This is a genomic window from Pseudomonas sp. TJI-51, from assembly GCF_000190455.2.
Classification (GTDB): domain Bacteria; phylum Pseudomonadota; class Gammaproteobacteria; order Pseudomonadales; family Pseudomonadaceae; genus Aquipseudomonas; species Aquipseudomonas juntendi.
In genome coordinates this window covers 39,133-60,002 of record NZ_AEWE02000059.1, presented here as the reverse complement: position 1 = coordinate 60,002, position 20,870 = coordinate 39,133, and the positions used below count along the sequence as shown (strand labels likewise).

Sequence of the window (20,870 nt, the reverse complement as noted above, 5' to 3'; positions counted from 1 at the left end):
CAACAATGGTGATCCTGATGTATTCCTGTGCCCGCCTTCGCGCAATCCCCCTCCGCATGCTCCCCGTGCAGCGCCAAACGCGCTGACCCGCCCGAATCGACGTTCCTTTCGTAGCGCCACGCCTGGAGTATTGCCATGCTGACCTTCCTCGGCTTCGCCATGGTCATCACCTTCATGTACCTGATCATGACCAAGCGCCTGTCGGCCTTGATCGCGCTGATCCTGGTACCGATCCTGTTCGCCGTGTTCGGCGGTTTTTCCGCCAAGATCGGCCCGATGATGCTCGAGGGCATCAGCAAGCTCGCGCCTACCGGTGTGATGCTGATGTTCGCAATCCTGTATTTCGCCCTGATGATCGACTCCGGCCTGTTCGACCCGGCCGTGCGCAAGATCCTCAAGCTGGTCAAGGGCGACCCGCTGAAAGTCTCGGTGGGTACCGCCGTACTGGCCCTGGTGGTTTCGCTCGACGGTGATGGCGCCACCACTTACATGATTTGCTGCGCCGCCATGCTGCCGATGTACAGCCGCCTGGGGATGAGCCCGCGAATCATGGCCGGCCTGACCATTCTGGCCGGCGGCGTGATGAACATGACCCCTTGGGGCGGCCCGACCGCACGTGCCGCCAGCGCCCTGCACGTGGACCCGTCGGACATTTTCGTGCCGATGATCCCGGCCATGTTGTTCGGCGTACTGGCCATCCTGGCCATTGCCTACCTGTACGGCAAGCGTGAGCGTGCCCGCCTGGGTGAACTGCACCTGCCAACCGATGACACCGACCATAGCGATATCACCGTTTCGCAATTCCCTGAGGCCCGCCGCCCCAAGCTGCTGTACTTCAATGGCGCGCTGACTGCCGCCCTGATGGTCGCGCTGATCGCCGGTATCCTGCCGCTGCCGGTGCTGTTCATGATCGCCTTCAGCATTGCCATGATCGTCAACTACCCCTGCCTGCAACAGCAGAAAGACCGCATCGCCGCCCACGCCGGCAGCGTGCTGGCAGTAACCGGGTTGATCTTCGCCGCGGGCATCTTCACGGGCATTCTGTCGGGCACCGGCATGGTCGATGCCATGTCCAAGAGCCTGCTGGCAGTCATCCCTGAAGCGATGGGCCCCTACATGGCAGTGATCACCGCAATCGTGAGCATGCCGTTCACCTTCTTCATGTCCAACGACGCGTTCTACTACGGGGTTTTGCCAGTGTTGGCCGAGGCCGCCAGCCACTACGGCATCAGCCCGGTTGAAATGGCCCGCGCATCGATCGTCGGCCAGCCGGTACACCTGCTCAGCCCACTGGTGCCCTCGACCTACCTGCTGGTAGCCCTGGCCGGTATCGAGTTTGGCGATCACCAGCGCTTCACGCTCAAGTGGGCAGTGCTGGTGTGCCTGTGCATAATGTTCGCCGCGCTGCTGATGGGCATTTTCCCGCTGTTCAGTAGTCTTTAATAAACGCGTACTACCCCACCGCGACGCGCCCTGCAGGGCGCGTCGCCTTTACCGCTCGAAGGAAACAACATGGAATGGCTGACCAGCCCGGAAATCTGGGTTGCCTTTTTTACCCTCACCGCGCTTGAGATCGTCCTCGGGATCGACAACATCATCATGATCTCGATCCTGGTCAGCCGCATGCCCAAGCACATGCAGCCGCGCACCCGGATCTTCGGCCTGGCCCTGGCCATGGTCACCCGCATCATGCTGCTGTTGTCGATCACCTGGGTCATGCGCCTTACCGCCGACCTGTTCGTGGTACTCGGCCAGGGCATCTCCGGGCGTGACCTGATCCTGTTCTTCGGCGGCCTGTTCCTGCTGTGGAAAAGCTCGCAAGAGATCTACCACGGCCTGGAAGGTGAGGACGAAAACGATGAAGCGCCCAAAGGCGCAGGTGGCAAGTTCTTCTACACCATCATTCAGATTGCCATCATCGACATCGTGTTCTCGCTGGACTCGGTGATCACCGCAGTAGGCATGGTGTCCCACGTGCCAGTGATGATCGCTGCCATCGTCGTGGCCGTACTGGTGATGATGCTGTGCGCCGGCGCCATCAGCAACTTCATCGACAAGCACCCATCGCTGAAGATGCTCGCACTGTCGTTCCTGATCGTGGTCGGTACCGTACTGATCGCCGAAGCGTTCGAAGTGCACGTGCCCAAAGGCTACGTCTACTTCGCCATGGCCTTCTCGCTGGCGGTAGAGGCCATCAACATTCGCATGCGCACTGCCCTGGCCCGCAAGGACGGCAAAGAGCATGACCCAGTGAAACTGCGCAAGGACATTCCGGGTCAGTAAGAGCGGAACGTGCAGGACAGCGGGGGCCCTACGGGGCCCCTTTTTCATTTTTGAATGGCTGCTACGTGGCGCCTGCAAGACCGGCAATGATTCATTCACGATATGTTTCAAATTGATGACTACCGTGCGAAGCTGGCAAGCACTGCGCAAAACAGCTAAAGCTTTGAGTGAGCAATGAAAACCTATTCGAACGCTCACGTTTCTTCCCTTGGCCCCATGGGCCTGTGCTTCAGGGGGCCTTCGCCATGCTGACCCTGCTCAACCTGCTCTCGGCCGTAACGCTACTGGTCTGGGGCACCCATATCGTGCGCACCGGCATCCTTCGGGTATTCGGCTCGAATCTGCGGCGCATCATTGGCCAGAACATGAACAAGCGCCCGCTGGCATTCATTGCCGGCATTCTGGTCACTGCCATGGTGCAAAGCAGCAACGCCACGGCCATGCTGGTCACCTCGTTCGTCGGCCAGGGCCTGATGGCCATGACCCCCGCCTTGGCAATCATGCTCGGCGCCGATGTCGGCACTGCGCTGATGGCCCGGGTACTCACGTTCGACCTATCCTGGCTGTCGCCGCTGTTGATCTTCCTCGGCGTCATCTTCTTCCTTTCGCGCAAACAGACGCGGGCTGGCCAATTGGGCAGGGTGGGTATCGGGCTGGGCCTGATCATCCTGGCGCTGGAGCTGATCGTACAGGCCGCCGCGCCCATCACCCATGCCCAGGGCGTGAAGGTGCTGTTCGCCTCGCTGACGGGCGACATCATGCTCGATGCCCTGGTCGGGGCGATGTTCGCCATGGTCTCTTATTCCAGCCTGGCGGCCGTTCTGCTCACGGCGACCCTGGCCGGTGCCGAGGTCATTAGCCTGCCGGTGGCCATTGGCCTGGTAGTCGGCGCCAACATCGGCAGTGGCCTGCTGGCGTTCATCAGCACCAGCATGCAGAACGCCGCCGGCCGCCGGGTGGCCTTGGGCAGCCTGCTGTACAAGCTGATCGGCCTGGTGTTGATCATTCCCGTACTGCACCCGCTGGTAGGCTGGATGGACTCGCTGAGCTTCAGCCCGCAAGAGCTGGTCATCGGCTTCCACCTGCTCTACAACACCTCCCGTTGCTTGCTGATGCTACCCACGGTCAACCCCATGGGTCGGTTGTGCAATGTGCTGCTGCCCGAGCGGGAACACAGCAACGGCCAGATCCGTGCGCGCCACCTCGACGCGTCCGCACTGGAGACCCCCAGCCTGGCCCTGGCCAATGCCGCGCGGGAAACCCTGCGCCTGGGCGACATCGTCGACAGCCTGCTCGAAGCCATGCTGGGGGCCCTGCGGGGCACCCAGACGGCGCTGCCCCAGCAGGTACGCGCCCTGGGCGAAGATGCCGACGCCCTGTACAGCGCGATCAAGCTGTACCTGGCGCAGATGACACGCGAGGACCTCAGCGAGCAAGACAACCGTCGCTGGGCGGAAATCATCGAAGTGGCTATCAACCTCAAGCTGGCCTGCGACCTCATCGAACGCATGCTGCGCAAGGTCCAGCAGCAGAAGACCAGCCAGCGCCGTGAGTTTTCCCAGGTCGGCCTGGAAGAGCTGACCGGCCTGCAGGAACAATTGCTGGCCAACCTGCGCCTGGGCTTGTCGGTGTTCCTCAGCGCCGACCCGGAAAGCGCCCGCTTGCTGCTGCGTGAAAAACGCCGGTTCCGGGCCCAGGAGCGGCGCCTGGCCCACGCCCACGTCAGCCGCCTGCAGCGCAAAGTCATGCAAAGCCTCGAGACCAGTTCGCTACACTTGGAGCTGATCGCCGACATGAAGCGTTTGAACTCTTTGTTCTGCAGCAGTGCCTATGTGGTACTGGGCGGCTCGGACACCGGCGGGTTGATGCTCGACAGTGTGCCAGACGAAGCCAGCCATGATTCTGCCTAGCTGAGGACCCTAGCTCGCCCATGCGTTGCCTGATGTTCGTTTGCATCCTGATCTGCAGCCTGCCCACTTTCGCCCTCGACCGGTCGCGGGTGGAAGGCTACCTGTTGCCCAACGGCCTGCAGGTGATTCTGAAAAATGGCTACGAGCGTGACCATGTGGCGATACGCCTGGTGGTCGGGGTTGGGCTGGATGATTTCGATTGCGAGCAGAAAGAGCTGCCGCACCTGCTTGAGCACCTGCTGTTCAGCGGCATCGATGAAACCGGCGAAGGCGGCCTGGAAGAGCGCCTGCAGGCGCTGGGCGGGGAATGGAACGCCTTTACCAGCAGTGCCGATACCACTTTCGTCATCGAAGCACCGGCGCGCAACCAGCGCAAGGTACTCGACCTGTTGCTGGCGGTCATCCGCGATACCCACATCGATGCCAAGGCCCTGGCCACCGCCAAACGCATCATCGAACGCGAGGATGGCGGCCACTACGGCCACCTGCAGCGCTGGCTCGACCGCCAGGACATCGGCCACCCCGCCAGCGACCAACTGGCCACCGAGCTCGGCCTGAAGTGCCCAGAGCGCTCCAACGTCGACGACATGACCCTGGAACAGGTCCAGGCCCTGCGCGATCGCTGGTACGCCGCCAACAACATGACCCTGATCATGGTCGGTGGCCTGGACCGCCTGTTGCCAGCCTATCTGGAACGCTCGTTTGGCGAGCTGCCGGCCACCGAGCCAGAAGAGCGCCGCAACCTGGATAGCATCACCCAGCAAGCCGAGCAGCGTCGCGATCTGACCCGTGGCTGGCTCGGTGACAGCGTGAAACTGCACTGGCTTTTCATCGAGCCGGTACTGGACAACGACCACCAGGCCACCCTCGACCTGCTGGCACGCTACCTGGACTGGGCCATCTACGACCAGCTGCGCCTGCGCAATGGCTTGTCCTATGGGCCCTCGGTGCAGCGCGAAAGCTTCGGTGACACCGGCCTGCTCAGCGTCAATGCCGACCTGGAGCGCGATGACATCGACAAGGCCGTAGCGGTCATGCAGCGGTTGTTCAAGCACCTGCGCAAAGAGGGGCTGGACCCGGATACGTTCGCCCGCATCAAGGATGCCAGTGTCGCCAAGGAAAGCTGGAGCACCCAAGGCAACAGTGCCTTGGCCGATTACTACTGGGGAGCGCTGAACGACTACACCGACGGCCGCTTCACCAACCCGGTGCGCAAACTGCGCCAGGTCACCCTGGAACAGGCCAACCAGGCGTTGCGGGAATTGCTCAAGGAAGACGGCTACGTACGCATTGAAAAGCCGCTGCTCGGTTATGACGAATTCTATGGGCTGGGTGCCCTGTTGGTAGGGCTGATCGTGGCCGCGGGGCTGTTGCGCTGGCGGCGGCATGGCCCACAGCGGCCGAGCGGTGCTACACGCCGGCGGTGAATCAGCGGTATTCTTTTGCCAGTACTGGCCTCTTCGCGGGTAAACCCGCTCCTACAGGGACCCCACTGTTGCAGAAGCTGTGGTGATCCTGTGGGAGCGGGTTTACCCGCGAAGCGGCCGGCACAGCCACCCAACTCTCTCCTGTTGTAGAGCCAATGCCCCAGATCCCCCGCATCGTCCAGCGCATCATCGAACTGCTCAAACGCTATCCCGGCATCATCGCGCTTGGGGGTTTTCTTTCCGGCATCGGCAGCTTCATCCTGGTCGACCGCCAGGCCGGCCTGGCCAGTTGGGTTGCCGTGCTGATGCTGGTGAGCTGGGTGTGGCTGATGCTGGAAAACACACTCACCGGCCTGTTCGCGCGCACGTTCAACCGCGAAATCCCGCAGCCACTGCTGCGCTACGCCACGCAGATGATCCACCAGGAAACACTGTTCTTCGTTTTGCCCTTCTTCTTCATCACCACGACCTGGAACAGCGGCCAGTTGGTGTTCACCGGCCTGCTCGGCGCTGCCGGCCTGGTGTCGATCATCGACCCGCTGTACTACAAATGGCTGGCTCCGCGGCGCTGGCTGTTCCTGGCGCTGCATACCCTGACCCTGTTCGCTGCGTTGCTCACGGCGTTGCCGATCATCGTCCACCTGACCACCGCGCAAAGCTTCAAGCTGGCGCTGATCATCGCCATGGCGCTGTCGTTTCCCAGCTTGGCCAGCAGTTTTCCGATCAACAACTGGCGCCGGGCTGTGGCCTTGTTGCTGGTCACGCTGTCGGTGGGTGCTGGCGGCTGGTTGTTGCGCTCCTGGGTACCGCCGGCAACCCTGTGGATGACCGAGGTGGCGGTGAGCACCGAAGTGCTGAACCGCCAGCCAGGCGAGTCGCTGCACGAAATTGCCGCCAGCAGCATTCGCAGCAGCGGCTTGTACGCCTATACCGCCATCAACGCACCACGCGGCCTGAATGAGCGGATCTACCATGTGTGGCAGAAGGACGGCCAGGAGGTGGACCGCATTGCCCTCGACATCCACGGTGGGCGCAAGGAAGGCTACCGGGCCTGGACGCACAAGCAGAACTTCCCACCCAACCCGGTGGGCAGGTGGCAGGTGCGGGTTCTGACCGAGGATGGCCAAGTGATTGGCGTACTGCGCTTCAAGGTGGTCGACGATGCGCCAGCCGGCTAATCAACACCTGCTGGTACACAGCACATAATCACCAAACAGCCCCGGCCTGCTGCGCTATGATCAGCCCCTGAGCCTTAGCGCCGAGTCAGTTGCATGGAGCCTATGACCACCCCCAGCCTCACTCTGGATACCAGCCGGCAACCGGCCTGCCTGCGCATTGCAGGTGACTGGACCTTGGCGCACTACGCCAGCCTGAAACGCGACAGCGAGCGGCTGCGTGCGCAATACACCCCCGACACCGTCGCCGACCTCAGCCAGCTGGGGCGCCTGGACACGGCCGGTGCGTCGCTGCTGGCCGAACTGCTCGGCACCGAGCGTCTGTCGCGCTGCACCCACGACCTGCCGGAAGCCAGCCGGGCGCTGCTGAAGAATGTCTACCAATCAGTCCAGGACTACTGCATCCCGGTCAAGGAGCCCGAGCGCAACGTGCTGCTGTTGCTGCTGGAGCGTATAGGCTGCGCCGTCGGCACCCTGTGGCAAGACAGCATGCAACTGCTCGGTTTCATCGGCGTCATCCTCGAAACGTTGCTACGCCGTGCCCTACAGCCACACCGCTGGCGCATCACCCCGGTCGTCGCCCACATCGAACAGACAGGGCTGGATGCCGCGCCAATCGTGGCCTTGCTGACCTTTCTGGTGGGTGCCGTGGTGGCCTTCCTTGGCGCCACGGTGCTGGCCGACTTCGGCGCAACGGTGTTCACCGTCGACCTGGTGGCGTTCTCGTTCCTGCGCGAGTTCGCCGTGTTGCTCACCGCCATCCTCATGGCCGGCCGCACCGCCAGCGCATTTACCGCGCAGATCGGCTCGATGAAAGCCAATGAGGAAATAGACGCGATCCGCACCCTGGGCCTCAACCCAATGGAACTGCTGGTGGTACCCCGGGTGCTGGCCCTGCTGATTACCCTGCCGCTGCTCACGTTCGTCGCCATGCTTTGCGGCATCGTCGGCGGGGCCGTGGTGTGCGCCCTGTCGCTGGGCATTTCGCCGGCCATGTTCCTGTCATTGCTGCAAAGCGATATTGGCGTGCAGCACTTTCTGGTCGGCCTGGCCAAGGCGCCGTTCTTTGCCTTTCTGATTGCCGCCATTGGCTGCCTGGAAGGCTTCAAGGTCAGCGGCAGCGCCGAGTCGGTCGGTGCACACACGACTTCGGCCGTGGTGCAGTCGATCTTCGTGGTTATCGTGCTCGACGCGGTGGCCGCGCTGTTCTTCATGGAGATGGGCTGGTGAACCGACGTGAGAGCGTGATCGAAGCCCGCGGCATCTGTAACCGCTTTGGCCGGCAAGTGGTGCATGAAAACCTGGACCTGGACCTGTACCGCGGCGAGATCCTTGCCGTGGTGGGCGGGTCTGGTAGCGGCAAGTCCGTGCTGCTGCGCAGTATCATCGGCCTGCGCCGCCCCAACGAAGGGCAGATCAAGGTGTTCGGCCAGGACCTGGCCGGCCTGCGCGAGACGCAGCGCTCATTGGTCGAACGGCGTTTTGGCGTACTGTTCCAGAAGGGCGCGCTGTTCTCTTCCCTGACAGTGACCGAGAACGTTGCCCTGCCACTGATCGAGCATGCCGGATTATCCCGCGCCGATGCCGAGCACCTGGCCGGGGTAAAACTGGCATTGGCCGGGCTGCCGATCTCGGCGGCCGACAAGTACCCTGCTTCTTTGTCGGGGGGCATGATCAAGCGCGCAGCGCTGGCCCGGGCCCTGGCCCTGGACCCGGACATACTGTTCCTCGACGAGCCGACCGCAGGCCTGGACCCGATCGGCGCTGCGGCCTTCGACCAGTTGATCCTCACCCTGCGCGATGCGCTCGGCCTGTCGGTGTTCCTGATCACCCACGACCTTGACACCCTGTACACCATCACCGACCGCATCGCCGTACTGTCGCAGAAAAAGGTCCTGGTGGCCGGCCCATTGGCCGAGGTCGAACAGACCAACGACGCCTGGATCCAAGAATACTTTCACGGCCCACGCGGGCGCGCAGCCGAGCAGGCCGCCACCCGCACTGGCCAGGAGCGCTGAGCAATGGAAACCCGAGCCCATCACGTTCTTATCGGCCTGGTCACCGTCCTGGTGGTAGCCGGTGCCATGCTGTTCGGCCTGTGGCTGACCAAGTCCAGCGTCGACGATGCGTTCAAGGACTACGAAGTCGTGTTCAACGAGGCAGTTTCCGGCCTGTCTCGTGGCAGCCCGGTGCAGTACAACGGGATCAAGGTGGGTGACGTTTCCACCCTACGCCTGGACCCTAAAGACCCGCGTCGGGTATTGGCACGGGTGCGCCTTAGCGGCGACACCCCAGTCAAAGAAGATACCCAGGCCAAGCTGACCCTGGCCGGGGTGACCGGCAACTCGTTCATCCAGCTCAGCGGCGGTACCCCACAGAGCCCCGAGCTGAAAGGCAAAGACGGCAAGCTGCCGGTGATCATCGCCTCGCCATCGCCCATCTCGCGCCTGCTCAATGACAGCAGCGACCTGGTGACCAACATCAACTTGCTGCTGCACAACGCCAACCAGATGTTCTCCGAGGGCAACATCGACCACCTCAGCAATACCTTGGCCAACCTCGACAAGACCACCGGCGCCTTCGCCGGGGAGCATGGCAGCATCAGCCAGGCTATCGAGCAACTGGTCCAGGTAGGCAAGCAGGCCAGCGCGACCCTGGCCGAAACCCAGGTGCTGATGCGCAATGCCAATGGCTTGCTGGGCACCGAGGGCAAGCAGGCCATCGGCAGCGCCGAGCAAGCCATGCAGTCGTTGGCGCAGAGCACTGCCACCATCAATAGCCTGCTGAAGGACAACAGCGAAGCCATCGGCGACGGCGCCCAGGGCCTGAACCAGCTGACCCCGGCCATCCGCGAACTGCGCGAAACCCTCAACGCACTCAAAGGCATTTCCCGGCAACTGGAAGCAGACCCCAGCGGCTACCTGCTCGGCCGCGACAACAACAAGGAGTTCCAGCCATGAAATCGTCGCTGCGCTTAGTGGCTTTGGCGGTCACGATTGGGCTGACCAGCGCCTGCTCGATCCTGCCCACGAGCGAGCCTGTGGACCTGTATCGCTTGCCGGTCAACCAGGTCAGCCGCAGCGCGCCGCCGCTGGACTGGTCATTGCGCCTGAACAAACCGCTGGCCAGCGAGGTATTGGCCGGGCCACGGATTGCGGTCATCCCGCAGGGCAATGTGGTCAGCAGCTACAAGGGCGCGCGCTGGAGCGATCCGGCCCCGATGCTGCTGCGCAACCGGCTGCTCGACGGCTTTCAGCGCGACGGCCAGGTGCAGCGCCTGAGCGCCGACGATAGCAATTTGCAGGCTGACTACGAGCTGGCTGGCGAGTTGCAGGCGTTCCAGAGCGAATACCGCGCGGACGGCACCGTGGAAGTGGTGATCCGCTATGACGCACGGCTGGTGCAAGGCCGCACTCAGCGTATCCTCGCCAGCAAGCGCTTCGAAGTCCGCCAGCCGCTGGCAGACAAGCAAGTAGCCGGGGTAGTGGCCGGGTTTGGCCAAGCGTGCGACCTACTCACCGGGCAGGTGGTCGACTGGGCGATTGCCCAGGCAGGCAGCAGCACAACCCGCTAGTGTTTACCCGTTGATGCGATGCAGGCCTGCAGATCGTTCAGGCAAAGAACCAGTAACACACGCAGATGGCTGCCACTACACCAGAGAACTCGGCCAGCAGCGCACACCCTACCGCATGCCGCACACGCTGGATGCCCACCGCGCCGAAATACACCGCCAGCACATAGAAAGTGGTCTCGGTACTGCCCTGGATGGTTGCCGCCACCAGGGCAGGTAAGCTGTCCACCCCTTGGCTCTGCATGGTCTCGATCAGCATTGCCCGCGCCGCGCTCCCGGAGAACGGCTTGACCAACGCTGTCGGCAGGCCTTCGACGAAGCGCGTGTCCAGGCCCAGCCAGTTGACCGCATGGCGAATACCGTCCAACGCCAATTCCAACGCGCCCGAGGCTCTCAGCACGCCCACAGCCACCAGCATGGCCACCAGGTAGGGCAGCAGGTTCTTGGCGACGTCAAAGCCCTCTTTGGCGCCCTCGACAAAGGCTTCGTATACCTTCACCTGCCGCAACGCACCGATCACCACGAACAGCAGGATCACGCCAAACAGCGTCAAGTTACCCAGGATCGACGACAAGCTGGCCAGTGCCGCTGCCGACAATGTGCCCAGGAAGGCCATGAAGCCACCCAGCAGCAGCGCACCGGGGATGAAGTAGGCAAGTACGACCGGGTCCCACAAACGCAGGCGTTGCATGACGGCCACCGACAACAGCCCGACCAGGGTCGAGACACTGGTGGCCAGTAGGATCGGCAGGAACACCATGGTCGGGTCGGGCGCGCCTTGCTGGGCGCGGTACATGAAGATGGTCACAGGCAGCAGGGTCAACGAAGAGGCGTTGAGCACCAGGAACAGGATCTGCGCGTTGCTCGACGTGGTGCTGCTGGGGTTCAGCTCCTGCAACGCGCGCATGGCTTTGAGGCCAATCGGTGTGGCGGCGTTGTCCAGCCCCAGGCCGTTGGCCGCGAAGTTCATGGTGATCAGGCCCAGTGCCGGGTGGCCGGGTGGTACTTCCGGCATCAAGCGCGCAAACAACGGGCCCAGTACCTTGGCCAGCCATTCGACGATGCCGGCCTTTTCGGCAATTTTGAGAAAGCCCAGCCACAGGGTCAGAGTGCCAAACAGCAGCACCATCACCTCGACCGAGAGCTTGGCCATGGCAAAGATGCTCTCGACCATGGCCGCAAAAATGCCCGCGTTGCCGCCTATCAGCCATTGGGCAAGGGCGGACACTCCCGCCACCAGGAAAAAGCCGAGCCAAAGGCCATTGAGCATCCGTGTGTTCCCCCAGAAAAGTGCCCGAATGATAGCGTATCGGGGCGCAAGGCTGCAGACCGCGGCCGCGCAACATCACAGACAACAAAAAGCCCCGACGGGTCGGGGCTTTTTGTACAGCGGGGTATGAACTCAGCGCTTGGCCGCTTCGCCAACCACCGCAGTTTGCTGTTTGTCAGCCATGAGCGAGGCGTAGTACTGCTCGCCCTTGGCCGCATCGTACATGCCTTCCCAACGCGAGATGACCAATGCCGCCAGGGCGTTGCCGATCACGTTCAGCGCGGTGCGGGCCATGTCCATGATGCGGTCGACGCCGGCGATGAAGGCCAGGCCTTCCAGCGGAATGCCCACGCTGCCGAGGGTGGCCAGCAGTACCACGAACGAAACGCCTGGCACACCAGCAATACCTTTGGACGTGACCATCAGGGTCAGCACCAGCAGCAGCTGCTGGCTCCACGACAGGTCGATACCGTACAGCTGGGCAATGAAGATCGCCGCAATGCTCTGGTACAGGGTCGAACCGTCGAGGTTGAAGGAGTAGCCGGTCGGTACCACGAACGAGCAGATCGACTTCGGTGCACCGTACTTCTCCATTTTCTCGATCACCCGTGGCAGCACGGTTTCCGAACTGGAAGTGGAGTAGGCCAGGATCAACTCATCTTTCATGATGCGCATGATCTTGATCACCGAGAAGCCAAACAGGCGAGCCACCAGGCCCAGTACCATGAAGGCGAAGAAGGCAATGGCGAAGTATACCAGCAGCACCAGCTTGGCCAGCGGCAGCAGCGAGCTGAAGCCGAAGTTGGCGACAGTCACGGCGATCAGGGCGAACACACCGATCGGCGCGTAGTTCATGATCATGTGGGTGACCTTGAACATGGTTTCCGATACGGCCTGGAAGGTCCGAACCAGCGGGTCACGCAACTCTGCCTGCAGGCTCGACAGCCCCAGCCCGAACATGACCGAGAAGAAGATGATCGGCAGCATTTCGCCACGCATCAGCGCTGCGAAGATGTTCGACGGGATCAGGTTGAGCAGGGTCTCGATGAAGGCGTGCTCATGCTGCACTTCGGCCGCGGTCGCCTGATACTTGGAGATATCCACGGTACCCAGCGTGCTCATATCGATACCGGCACCGGGGTGGAACAGGTTTGCCAGCACCAGGCCGACGACGATGGCGATCGTGGTCACCACCTCGAAGTAGATGATGGTCTTCAGGCCAATGCTGCCCAGTTTCTTCGCATCGCCAACCCCGGCGATACCCACGATCAGCGACGAAATCACGATCGGGACGACGATCATCTTGATCAGGCGAATGAAGATGTCACCGGCGGGCTGGAGGACGTTACTGATCCACCAGGCCTTTTCTGCACTGAAGTGGTTCAGCAGCGCGCCGATTGCAACACCCAGCACCAGACCGATGACGATCTGCCAGGCGAGGCTCAGTTTTGCCTTCTTCATGTCTTTACCCTTTGTTCTAGTGGTCATGACACCGGGTGGAAACAGGCGTGACAGAGCCCTTGGCCAAGTCACACGCAATAACGGTTTCCGTCCGGCGACGTTATGTAAGGACACCGCAGGCGAGCGACAGGGCGCCCTGGCCAGCGAAAAAGGCGGCAACTATTGCGATGGCAGGGGGGGAAATCTAATGCCGGAAACGCATACCCCATGCAGGTTATGCATACCGTTTTCGACCGACGAGGTAGGTTTGCAAGTCATTGATTTATAACGTTCGGAATCCCGAACAAGACGAGACAGCCATATTCAGGCGGATCTGGCACTCTCAAAAGAAGCGACAAATATGTCGTGTTCGACAATCCGAATGGCCGAAATGCCACTTGTGAGGGAGTCGATGCGGAGGGAAAAAATTTGATGTACGGTCGAGACAAAATGTGTCTCGGGGAAGAAAACGCGCAAGGAAAGAGGCGTTTCCTACGTGGCTCCTCGGAAGTCAGGTCGGCTTGGGTATCCCAGCGATACCGCCGACCTGAAGCTTCCGATTCCGCCGTTCCTGACCCGGCCCAACGCTGGAGGCACTCCCTGTACCCCTAGGCCACTCCGATCATGTCTCAACCAGAACAGCCCGGCCCCTTGGTCATGTGCAACCCCTCCTCGGGGCGGCGCATCATAGAAGGCTGAACGCTACAAAGGTTCAGCTTCTATTTCGTGTCAGTGGGTGACCACTCACCAGCACTGGCAACCACGGCTCAGTACCAATTCGGGTCACGCTTGAGCTGCTCCTGCAGCATCGTCTTCATGCCGTCATCCGGCTTGCCCAGCCAGCGGTACTGCGCATGTCGGGTTGGCGACTTGTCCTTGGGCAAGCCTTCAGGCACCTCCACGAGCATGCCGTAGGCATCATCCTTGTCCCAGCTGAACGCAACGATCAGGCGCTTGTAGGTGCACTTGTCCTGGGCCTCGCACAGGGGGCCGACCAAGTACTTGTCGCCCTCTTCCGTAACAGCAGACATTTGCTGCTCCGAGCTGCCGGTGAGGTTGACCACCCAATCGGGCAGGCGCTCCTCGCCTTTGATCGTGTCCTGCCAGGTTTCCCGGTATTCCGGGTCCGAACCCAGCAGCTGGTTGGCACGGACCTGGCCATCATTGGCAGCCAGTGCCGCTGCACTGCTACCCATCAGCAGGGCAGCAGCCAGGGCAGTGTGTAGCTTCCTGCTCATTGTCAACCTCGACCGCGTCCAAAGAAGAAGGAGGCTACAAACAGGACCAGGAAGACAATGAACAGGATCTTCGCAATACCTGTAGCAGCGCCGGCGATACCACCGAAGCCCAGAACGGCAGCGACAATGGCGATGATGAGGAAAGTGATAGCCCAGCTCAGCATGGTGTTTCTCCTTTCTTTTTCAGAACTTCAAACGGTCCGCCTTAGAACACCCAGCGGTCTTGAGGCACGACGTGTTCCAGAGTGGCCGGCGACGCCGCCTTGCCCTGGGAGGGCAACGGGTCCGCCGCCTTGACGAAACTGTTGGCCCGGGTCGACTGGATCTGGCTCAGCAGCGCGGTCTGTGCAGCCACCTGGTCGGCCAGACGCGCTGTTTGCCAGCTGTAGTAGAAGAGGCCGGAAGCCAAGGTCAAAACCAGTGCGATCCCTACCGACACCAGGTGGCGCAGTGACAGGGTGGCGACTTGCGAGTGGTTGACGGACTGGCGATTCATGCCGGCTCCTCCTGCTGTAATTTTTGTTCAAACCTGAACAGGTAATTGCAGCCTGCATGCCAGCCTTATAAATAAATAAAAATCCTTTAAAAACAATAACTTAACTATTTTGCCGCGGGCGTGTCAGGACGTATCCTGCACGATGGCCATGCTGGGGTCGTGCGAATTGCACGATCAGCCTTCGACCTTGGTCGCGACCTTCAGCAGATCGGCATCCACCCCCCGCACGCCAATGATCTGCCGGGCCATTTCCACGGCAATGGTTTTTTGCTCCGCACTGACCACTTCGCCGGACAACCGCACCATGCCCTCTTCACTGGCCACTTTAAGGTTCAGCCCATCAAGGTTGCGGCTGTAGCGGTAGCTACTCTGGATCTTGTCGATGATCCAGGGGTCGCTTGGCTGCGGGCCGCTTGGTGTTCCCACAGGGGTTTCCCGCGCTTTGGCCATGGCAGCGCTGTCGAGGCTGACAAGATTGTTCACCAGGTGCACGCCATCGGTTGTGCGCGCCACCACGCCCGCCAGCTCCTTGGCCTCGGCGCTGTCGACTTTACCCCGCAAGGTCACCACGCCCTCGCTGCTTTGCACTTCGATTGCAGCCTTCTCGGTGGTACGGCTCCACAGCAACCGCGCACGGATCACCGCTGCCAGGGTGGCGTCCTCCAGGCGCTGGGCATAGGCCCGCAGCTCGAGCGGGCGCTCGACCAGTTCAGCGTTGACCTGCAGTTGGTTATCGACCTGCTCGACACCTCGGGTAGCCAAGGCCACGTCTTCGGCCAACCGGCGCTCCACCTCGTTTTCTACCTCGCCGGAAAGCCGCGCCTGTTTGCCGTCTACCTCGACTTTGATACGGAACGGGTTGAGCATGCGGTTCAGTGACAACGCCGTTTGCAGCGCCCCTTCAAGCCGGGCGTCATGCACGGGGTCCGCGAGAGCGGGGGTGAACACGGGAAGCAAAGCGGCTGCTAACACAGCGCTGCGTAGGGCAAAGGTCATGGCGTTACCTCCTTCTGTAGGCAAAAGCTGAAAATCATCGCAACCAATGTGCCACCCTATGCCTCTAAGCAAAGCACCGGGATATGGGGCCTGAAGGCGTCGTTTAGCCATTGGCTAGCATGCAAAGGACAGAATCCTTCAGAATTGACCATGCAACTTGCCCGATTTTTCCCACACTAAATAAAGATCTACCCTTAAGGAGCGCAGGAAATGGAATCAGCCCAGGACAACCAAGGCCGCATTCTGCTGGTGGATGACGAGTCCGCGATCCTGCGCACTTTCCGCTATTGCCTGGAGGACGAGGGCTACAGCGTGGCCACCGCCAATAGCGCCGCCCAGGCAGAAAGCCTGCTGCAGCGTCAGGTGTTCGACCTGTGCTTCCTGGATTTGCGCCTGGGTGAGGACAACGGGCTTGATGTACTGGCGCAGATGCGCATTCAGGCGCCCTGGATGCGCGTGGTGATCGTTACCGCGCACTCGGCAATCGACACGGCAGTAGACGCCATCCAGGCGGGTGCCGCCGACTATCTGGTCAAGCCCTGCAGCCCAGACCAACTGCGCCTGGCCACCGCCAAGCAACTGGAAGTGCGGCAACTCTCGGCTCGCCTTGAAGCGCTGGAAGGTGAGGTGCGCAAACCCAAGGACGGCCTCGACTCACACAGCCCGGCGATGATGGCCGTGCTGGAAACCGCCCGCCAGGTCGCGACCACTGACGCCAACATCCTCATCCTCGGCGAGTCCGGCACCGGTAAAGGCGAGCTGGCCCGCGCCATTCATGGCTGGAGCAAGCGTGCACGCAAAGCCTGTGTGACCATCAACTGCCCGTCGCTGAATGCGGAGCTGATGGAGAGCGAGTTGTTCGGCCATACCCGCGGCGCCTTCACCGGCGCCAGTGAAAGCACGCTTGGGCGGGTGAGCCAGGCTGACGGCGGCACGCTGTTCCTCGACGAGATCGGCGACTTCCCACTGACCTTGCAGCCCAAGCTGCTGCGTTTCATTCAGGACAAGGAATACGAGCGCGTAGGTGACCCGGTTACCCGCCGGGCGGACGTGCGCATCCTGGCTGCCACCAACCTCAACCTCGAAGAGATGGTGCGCGAAAGCCGATTCCGCGAAGACCTGCTCTACCGTCTGAACGTCATCACCCTGCACCTGCCGCCCCTGCGCGAGCGCAGCGAGGACATTCTGACCCTCGCCGACCGCTTCCTCGCCCGTTTCGTCAAGGAGTATTCCCGGCCAGCACGCGGCTTCAGTGAAGAAGCCCGCGCAGCCCTGCTCAACTACCGCTGGCCCGGCAACATTCGCGAATTGCGCAACGTAGTGGAAAGAGCCAGCATCATATGCCCGCAAGAGCGGGTAGAAGTCAGCCACCTGGGCATGGGTGAGCAGCCGGCTGGCAACGCCCCACGCGTTGGCGCCGCGCTTAGCCTCGACGAGTTGGAGCGTGCGCACATCGGTGCCGTACTGGCCGCCAGCGACACCCTGGACCAGGCCGCGAAGACCTTGGGCATCGACGCCTCCACCCTGTACCGCAAACGCAAGCAATACAACTTATGAAATGGCCACCCATGAAGCTGCGCACGCGGCTTTTCCTCAGTATCTCGGCACTGGTCACCGTGGCGCTGCTCGGTCTGCTGCTGGGCCTGGTCAGTGTTCTGCAGATGGCCACGATGCAACAGCAACTGGTGCGCGACACCACCCACTCATTGGAGGTGGGGCTCAAGCTGCGGCAGAACCTTGGCGAGCAGTTGAACCTGATTCTGGATGACGACACCGCCCCGGAAAACCTGCGATCGCTGCAGGACAACTTCCAGTCCCTTCTGGCCAAGGGGCTGGAGCAAGGCGGCGAGCGCACCGGTTTCAGCAAAGCCAACAGCAACTATCAAGCCTTCCTCCAGGCTTACCGCGACAGCCCGGCCCCTGCCCGCAGCATGGGTGTGGACCAGCCGCTGGGCGCCGCATTCAATCAGGTCCGCACCGACCTGATCGACTCCCACAGGCAGGCCCTGGACCTGATTACCCGCAGCGAGGAGCGCAGCCGTGACCGCGCCTTGCTGGTCAGCGGTGTGCTGGGCTTGATGGGCCTGGTGGTGCTGGTACTCGGCTTTATCAGTGCGCACAACATCGCGCGGCGCTTCGGCCAGCCGATCGAGGCGCTGGCCACGGCCGCCGACCAGTTGGGCAAGGGCAATTTCGATGTCACCCTGCCAGTCACCCAGGCGGCCGAACTCAACCAGCTCACCCGCCGCTTCGGCTTGATGGCCGATGCCTTGCGCAAGCACCAGGCCACCAACGTCGACGAGCTGCTGGCCGGCCAGCAACGCTTGCAGGCGGTGCTGGACAGCATCGACGATGGCCTGTTGATCATCGACCGCCAGGGCCGGCTGGAACACCTCAACCCGGTAGCCCAGCGCCAGCTGGGCTGGAATGACAGCCGGGTAGGCAGCAGCCTTGCCGAAGCGTTGCAACGGCCAGAGCTGGAACAGCAGCTGCGCCAAGTGCTGCGGGGCGGCAGCCTGGACCGGCCACCAGACGACCTGAACATGGAGGTGGATGAAGAATCGCGCCTGCTTACCTACAGCCTGACCCCGGTCAGCCACCCGCAGGGGCCGATTCTTGGCGCAGTGATGGTGCTGCACGACGTAACCGAGCAGCGCGCCTTCGAGCGTGTGCGCAGTGAATTCGTGCTGCGCGCCTCCCATGAGTTGCGTACGCCCGTTACCGGCATGCACATGGCCTTCGGCCTGTTGCGCGAGCGCGTCAAGTTCCCGCCAGAAGCGCGGGAGAATGACTTGCTGGAAACCATCGGCGAAGAAATGCAGCGCCTTACCCAACTGATCAACGACCTGCTCAACTTCTCGCGCTATCAAAGCGGGCTACAGAAACTGGAGCTGGCTCCCTGTGCCATCGACGAGCTGGTGGAGCGGGCACAACTGCGGGTTGCCGACCAGGCTGCGCACAAGCAGATCGAGTTGGTGAGCGACCTGGAGCAGCCACTGCCGCGCATCCAGGCCGACCCCGCGCAACTCGATCGGGTGCTGGACAACCTGCTTCACAACGCCATCCGCCATACCCCCAAGGGCGGGCGCATCCGCTTGCACGCCCGCCGCCATGCGGAGCGGGTGATCATCAGTGTCGAGGATAACGGCGAAGGTATCGCCTACGGCCAGCAAGGGCGCATTTTCGAGCCCTTCGTGCAGGTTGGCCGCAAAAAAGGTGGGGCGGGGCTGGGCCTGGCGCTGTGCAAGGAGATCGTGCAACTGCATGGCGGGCGCATGGGCGTGTTTTCGCGGCCGGGGCAGGGCACGCAGTTCTATATGGCATTGCCAGTCTGACGCACGCGTGCCTACACCCTACGCGGGTCGTCGCGGCTGATGCCCGCGTGTGACCATCTGGGCAAACTGCCTGGCCGTCAACGGCCGGGCAAATAGCCAGCCCTGGCCGTAGTTGACCCCTTCACCGCTCAACAGCGCCGCTTGGTCCTCACTCTCGATACCTTCGGCAATCACCCGCAGGTGGAGGTCGTGGGCCATGCGAATGATGTGTGGGGCAACGCCACTGCTGGCGGCATCATGGCCAAGAGCGTCTATGAACGCCTTGTCGATCTTCAGGCAGTCCACCGGCAACGTCTGCAGGTAAGCCAGGCTGCAATAGCCAGTACCAAAATCGTCGATCAGCACCTGATGCCCTGCGGCGCGCAGTGCCTGCAGATTTTCGCGGGCCACTACCACGTCGATCAAACCTCGCTCGGTCACCTCGAAGGCAATCTGGCTGGGCGCCACCCGGTGCAATGCCAGCAAGCGCGCCGATACTCGGCCGATGCGCGGCTCCATCACATCGCAAGCCGCCAGGTTGATCGAGATATAAAGGTTGGGGTGCGAACGCAGCAACGGCCCAAGTTGTTCAAGCACACGTTGCAGCACGAAGTCCGTGATCTGGCGGATCTGCCCGGTGTCTTCCGCCAGCGGTATGAACAGGTCGGGGCTGGTCAAGGTACCGTCCGGGCGGCGCCAGCGCACCAGCGCCTCGGCGCCCACGCAACGCCGGCTGCCAAGCTCGATGATCGGTTGGTAGAGCACCTGCAGCTCGCCACGGCGCAGCGCACCCTGCAGCTCTGAGCTCATCGAGCGCCGCTGCAAGATCAGCTGCAACACCAGCCAGCCGATGAAGCAGGCGGCCAATACGCTGCCCGGGAACAACAGCCAGAGCATGCCGTTCATGCGCAGGGGCAAGCTGACACGCGGGGCGATCAGCACCAGTTGGTAGTCAGGCGACTTGGTTGGCATGCGGTAGATCAGGCGGTCACTGAGTTCGAGCAGCGACTTGTGGCTATGCGACCAGGCCGAGGGCGGCGGCCATACCGGTGGCGGGCCCAGGACCGGAATGGCGCGGGCACCGTTGTCGAGTACTACCACCAGGCTGCCACCCGGTGGCAGGTCGACCACATCGGTCAGGTGCCCACGTGAGGTCGAGACCAGGAACCTGCCCCGGCCGAGCATCAGCGCGGCGAGGTTCTCGTTCGGCTCGGTGGTGGTGTTGAGCCAGTAGCTGTAGACCGGCCCCTTGATGTCCGGCGGCCGCAAGGGCACGAACGCGCGCTCGTTACCCCGGTTCGAGCAGGCGACATTGCCGTCCACGTAGGCCGCTTCGTAAATGAAGCGCGAACTCAAGCCCACCTGCTGCAAGGCCGCCAACATGGCCGGGCTGCATCCACGCAGCGGCTGTGCCTGCAACAGGTCTACACCCTCGCGCAGCTGGCCGAATACCTGCTCCAGGCGCTCGAGAAAACGCTCGCCCTGGGCATTCATCTGCTCGGTTTCGCTCTGTTTCAGCTGCTGCAGGGCGATGCCGATGCTGGCAGAAAGCAACAGGGCGGCGCTGGCCAGTGCTGCCAGCGTGGCGAGCATCCAGGGACGGTAGAAAATTTGACGCAGCAAGCCAATGGCAGACGACATGGACGGCATCCAGTTGATAACTAAGGTATAGCAACTGAATCAATAATCACCTGCGCCGTTTAGCGCTTCGCTTGCCCATGCCAGGCCCCGGCCAGCACGGGCAACGCCC

Annotated in this window: 18 protein-coding genes; 11 read left to right on the top strand and 7 right to left on the bottom strand. The window is 62.2% G+C overall.

The window, feature by feature from the left end; genetic code table 11:
* Positions 1-135: 135 nt before the first annotated feature.
* The 9 genes from G1E_RS13670 (at position 136) to G1E_RS13630 (ending at position 10,369) form a co-directional block, all read left to right on the top strand.
* Positions 136-1,443, top strand: coding sequence for a CitMHS family transporter (locus tag G1E_RS13670; RefSeq protein ID WP_009683564.1), 1,308 nt, complete (start codon positions 136-138; stop codon positions 1,441-1,443).
* Between the two features lie 69 nt (positions 1,444-1,512).
* On the top strand, positions 1,513-2,283 hold the full coding sequence (locus G1E_RS13665; RefSeq protein ID WP_009683565.1) for a TerC family protein: 771 nt from the start codon (positions 1,513-1,515) through the stop codon (positions 2,281-2,283).
* Between the two features lie 245 nt (positions 2,284-2,528).
* Positions 2,529-4,193, top strand: coding sequence for a Na/Pi cotransporter family protein (locus G1E_RS13660; protein WP_009683566.1), 1,665 nt, complete (start codon positions 2,529-2,531; stop codon positions 4,191-4,193).
* A gap of 20 nt (positions 4,194-4,213) precedes the next feature.
* Complete coding sequence (locus G1E_RS13655) at positions 4,214-5,620, top strand: pitrilysin family protein (protein ID WP_009683567.1); 1,407 nt, start codon at positions 4,214-4,216, stop codon at positions 5,618-5,620.
* A 155-nt stretch (positions 5,621-5,775) separates the two neighbouring features.
* Positions 5,776-6,798: a DUF5924 family protein gene (locus G1E_RS13650; RefSeq protein WP_009683568.1), complete on the top strand. Its 1,023-nt coding sequence runs from the start codon at positions 5,776-5,778 to the stop codon at positions 6,796-6,798.
* Positions 6,799-6,891: 93 nt separating this feature from the next.
* Entirely contained in the window at positions 6,892-8,025 is a 1,134-nt protein-coding gene (locus tag G1E_RS13645) for an ABC transporter permease (RefSeq protein WP_033690518.1), read from the top strand.
* Positions 8,022-8,813 carry an ABC transporter ATP-binding protein gene (locus G1E_RS13640; RefSeq protein WP_009683570.1) on the top strand — a complete coding sequence of 264 codons (792 nt, stop codon included), beginning with the start codon at positions 8,022-8,024 and terminating at the stop codon, positions 8,811-8,813. Before G1E_RS13645 ends, G1E_RS13640 begins: the two co-directional genes overlap by 4 nt.
* Positions 8,814-8,816: 3 nt before the next feature.
* Positions 8,817-9,755 carry an MlaD family protein gene (locus G1E_RS13635; protein ID WP_009683571.1) on the top strand — a complete coding sequence of 313 codons (939 nt, stop codon included), beginning with the start codon at positions 8,817-8,819 and terminating at the stop codon, positions 9,753-9,755.
* Positions 9,752-10,369 carry an ABC-type transport auxiliary lipoprotein family protein gene (locus G1E_RS13630; protein ID WP_009683572.1) on the top strand — a complete coding sequence of 206 codons (618 nt, stop codon included), beginning with the start codon at positions 9,752-9,754 and terminating at the stop codon, positions 10,367-10,369. Before G1E_RS13635 ends, G1E_RS13630 begins: the two co-directional genes overlap by 4 nt.
* Before the next feature lie 37 nt (positions 10,370-10,406).
* Here the strand turns inward: G1E_RS13630 and G1E_RS13625 are convergent, their stop codons facing one another.
* From G1E_RS13625 to G1E_RS13600, 6 genes are all read right to left on the bottom strand, one after another.
* Complete coding sequence (locus G1E_RS13625; RefSeq protein WP_009683573.1) at positions 10,407-11,636, bottom strand: nucleoside recognition domain-containing protein; 1,230 nt, start codon at positions 11,634-11,636, stop codon at positions 10,407-10,409.
* A 132-nt stretch (positions 11,637-11,768) separates the two neighbouring features.
* Entirely contained in the window at positions 11,769-13,097 is a 1,329-nt protein-coding gene (gene gltP / locus G1E_RS13620) for a glutamate/aspartate:proton symporter GltP (protein ID WP_009683574.1), read from the bottom strand.
* A gap of 746 nt (positions 13,098-13,843) precedes the next feature.
* Positions 13,844-14,314 carry an inhibitor of vertebrate lysozyme family protein gene (locus G1E_RS13615; protein WP_009683575.1) on the bottom strand — a complete coding sequence of 157 codons (471 nt, stop codon included), beginning with the start codon at positions 14,312-14,314 and terminating at the stop codon, positions 13,844-13,846.
* Positions 14,315-14,316: 2 nt separating this feature from the next.
* Positions 14,317-14,478, bottom strand: coding sequence for a DUF1328 domain-containing protein (locus tag G1E_RS27600; RefSeq protein WP_003252966.1), 162 nt, complete (start codon positions 14,476-14,478; stop codon positions 14,317-14,319).
* Between the two features lie 41 nt (positions 14,479-14,519).
* Positions 14,520-14,810, bottom strand: a complete 291-nt coding sequence (locus G1E_RS13605; RefSeq protein WP_009683576.1) for a hypothetical protein — start codon at positions 14,808-14,810, stop codon at positions 14,520-14,522.
* 174 nt (positions 14,811-14,984) lie between these two features.
* The gene (locus G1E_RS13600; protein ID WP_009683577.1) at positions 14,985-15,806 is read right to left on the bottom strand and encodes a BON domain-containing protein; all 822 of its coding nucleotides are present in this window, start codon (positions 15,804-15,806) and stop codon (positions 14,985-14,987) included.
* Between the two features lie 210 nt (positions 15,807-16,016).
* On the opposite strand from G1E_RS13600, the gene algB reads away from it, so the two are divergent.
* A complete protein-coding gene (gene algB / locus G1E_RS13595; protein ID WP_009683578.1) occupies positions 16,017-17,363 on the top strand; it encodes a sigma-54-dependent response regulator transcription factor AlgB in 1,347 nt (448 codons plus the stop codon).
* Positions 17,360-19,141 carry a KinB sensor domain-containing domain gene (locus G1E_RS13590; protein ID WP_009683579.1) on the top strand — a complete coding sequence of 594 codons (1,782 nt, stop codon included), beginning with the start codon at positions 17,360-17,362 and terminating at the stop codon, positions 19,139-19,141. Before algB ends, G1E_RS13590 begins: the two co-directional genes overlap by 4 nt.
* Before the next feature lie 18 nt (positions 19,142-19,159).
* On the opposite strand, the gene G1E_RS13585 is transcribed toward G1E_RS13590, so the two are convergent.
* Positions 19,160-20,761, bottom strand: coding sequence for an EAL domain-containing protein (locus G1E_RS13585; protein ID WP_009683580.1), 1,602 nt, complete (start codon positions 20,759-20,761; stop codon positions 19,160-19,162).
* Positions 20,762-20,870 lie beyond the last annotated feature (109 nt).

What these genes read in the sequence shown, in the direction of transcription:
- G1E_RS13670 (WP_009683564.1), top strand. Translation starts at nt 136, where the DNA reads ATGCTGACCTTCCTCGGCTTCGCCATGGTCATCACCTTCATGTACCTG.
- G1E_RS13665 (WP_009683565.1), top strand. Translation starts at nt 1,513, where the DNA reads ATGGAATGGCTGACCAGCCCGGAAATCTGGGTTGCCTTTTTTACCCTC.
- G1E_RS13660 (WP_009683566.1), top strand. Translation starts at nt 2,529, where the DNA reads ATGCTGACCCTGCTCAACCTGCTCTCGGCCGTAACGCTACTGGTCTGG.
- G1E_RS13655 (WP_009683567.1), top strand. Translation starts at nt 4,214, where the DNA reads ATGCGTTGCCTGATGTTCGTTTGCATCCTGATCTGCAGCCTGCCCACT.
- G1E_RS13650 (WP_009683568.1), top strand. Translation starts at nt 5,776, where the DNA reads ATGCCCCAGATCCCCCGCATCGTCCAGCGCATCATCGAACTGCTCAAA.
- G1E_RS13645 (WP_033690518.1), top strand. Translation starts at nt 6,892, where the DNA reads ATGGAGCCTATGACCACCCCCAGCCTCACTCTGGATACCAGCCGGCAA.
- G1E_RS13635 (WP_009683571.1), top strand. Translation starts at nt 8,817, where the DNA reads ATGGAAACCCGAGCCCATCACGTTCTTATCGGCCTGGTCACCGTCCTG.
- G1E_RS13630 (WP_009683572.1), top strand. Translation starts at nt 9,752, where the DNA reads ATGAAATCGTCGCTGCGCTTAGTGGCTTTGGCGGTCACGATTGGGCTG.
- G1E_RS13625 (WP_009683573.1), bottom strand. Translation starts at nt 11,636, where the DNA reads ATGCTCAATGGCCTTTGGCTCGGCTTTTTCCTGGTGGCGGGAGTGTCC.
- gltP (WP_009683574.1), bottom strand. Translation starts at nt 13,097, where the DNA reads ATGAAGAAGGCAAAACTGAGCCTCGCCTGGCAGATCGTCATCGGTCTG.
- G1E_RS13615 (WP_009683575.1), bottom strand. Translation starts at nt 14,314, where the DNA reads ATGAGCAGGAAGCTACACACTGCCCTGGCTGCTGCCCTGCTGATGGGT.
- G1E_RS27600 (WP_003252966.1), bottom strand. Translation starts at nt 14,478, where the DNA reads ATGCTGAGCTGGGCTATCACTTTCCTCATCATCGCCATTGTCGCTGCC.
- G1E_RS13605 (WP_009683576.1), bottom strand. Translation starts at nt 14,810, where the DNA reads ATGAATCGCCAGTCCGTCAACCACTCGCAAGTCGCCACCCTGTCACTG.
- G1E_RS13600 (WP_009683577.1), bottom strand. Translation starts at nt 15,806, where the DNA reads ATGACCTTTGCCCTACGCAGCGCTGTGTTAGCAGCCGCTTTGCTTCCC.
- algB (WP_009683578.1), top strand. Translation starts at nt 16,017, where the DNA reads ATGGAATCAGCCCAGGACAACCAAGGCCGCATTCTGCTGGTGGATGAC.
- G1E_RS13590 (WP_009683579.1), top strand. Translation starts at nt 17,360, where the DNA reads ATGAAATGGCCACCCATGAAGCTGCGCACGCGGCTTTTCCTCAGTATC.
- G1E_RS13585 (WP_009683580.1), bottom strand. Translation starts at nt 20,761, where the DNA reads ATGTCGTCTGCCATTGGCTTGCTGCGTCAAATTTTCTACCGTCCCTGG.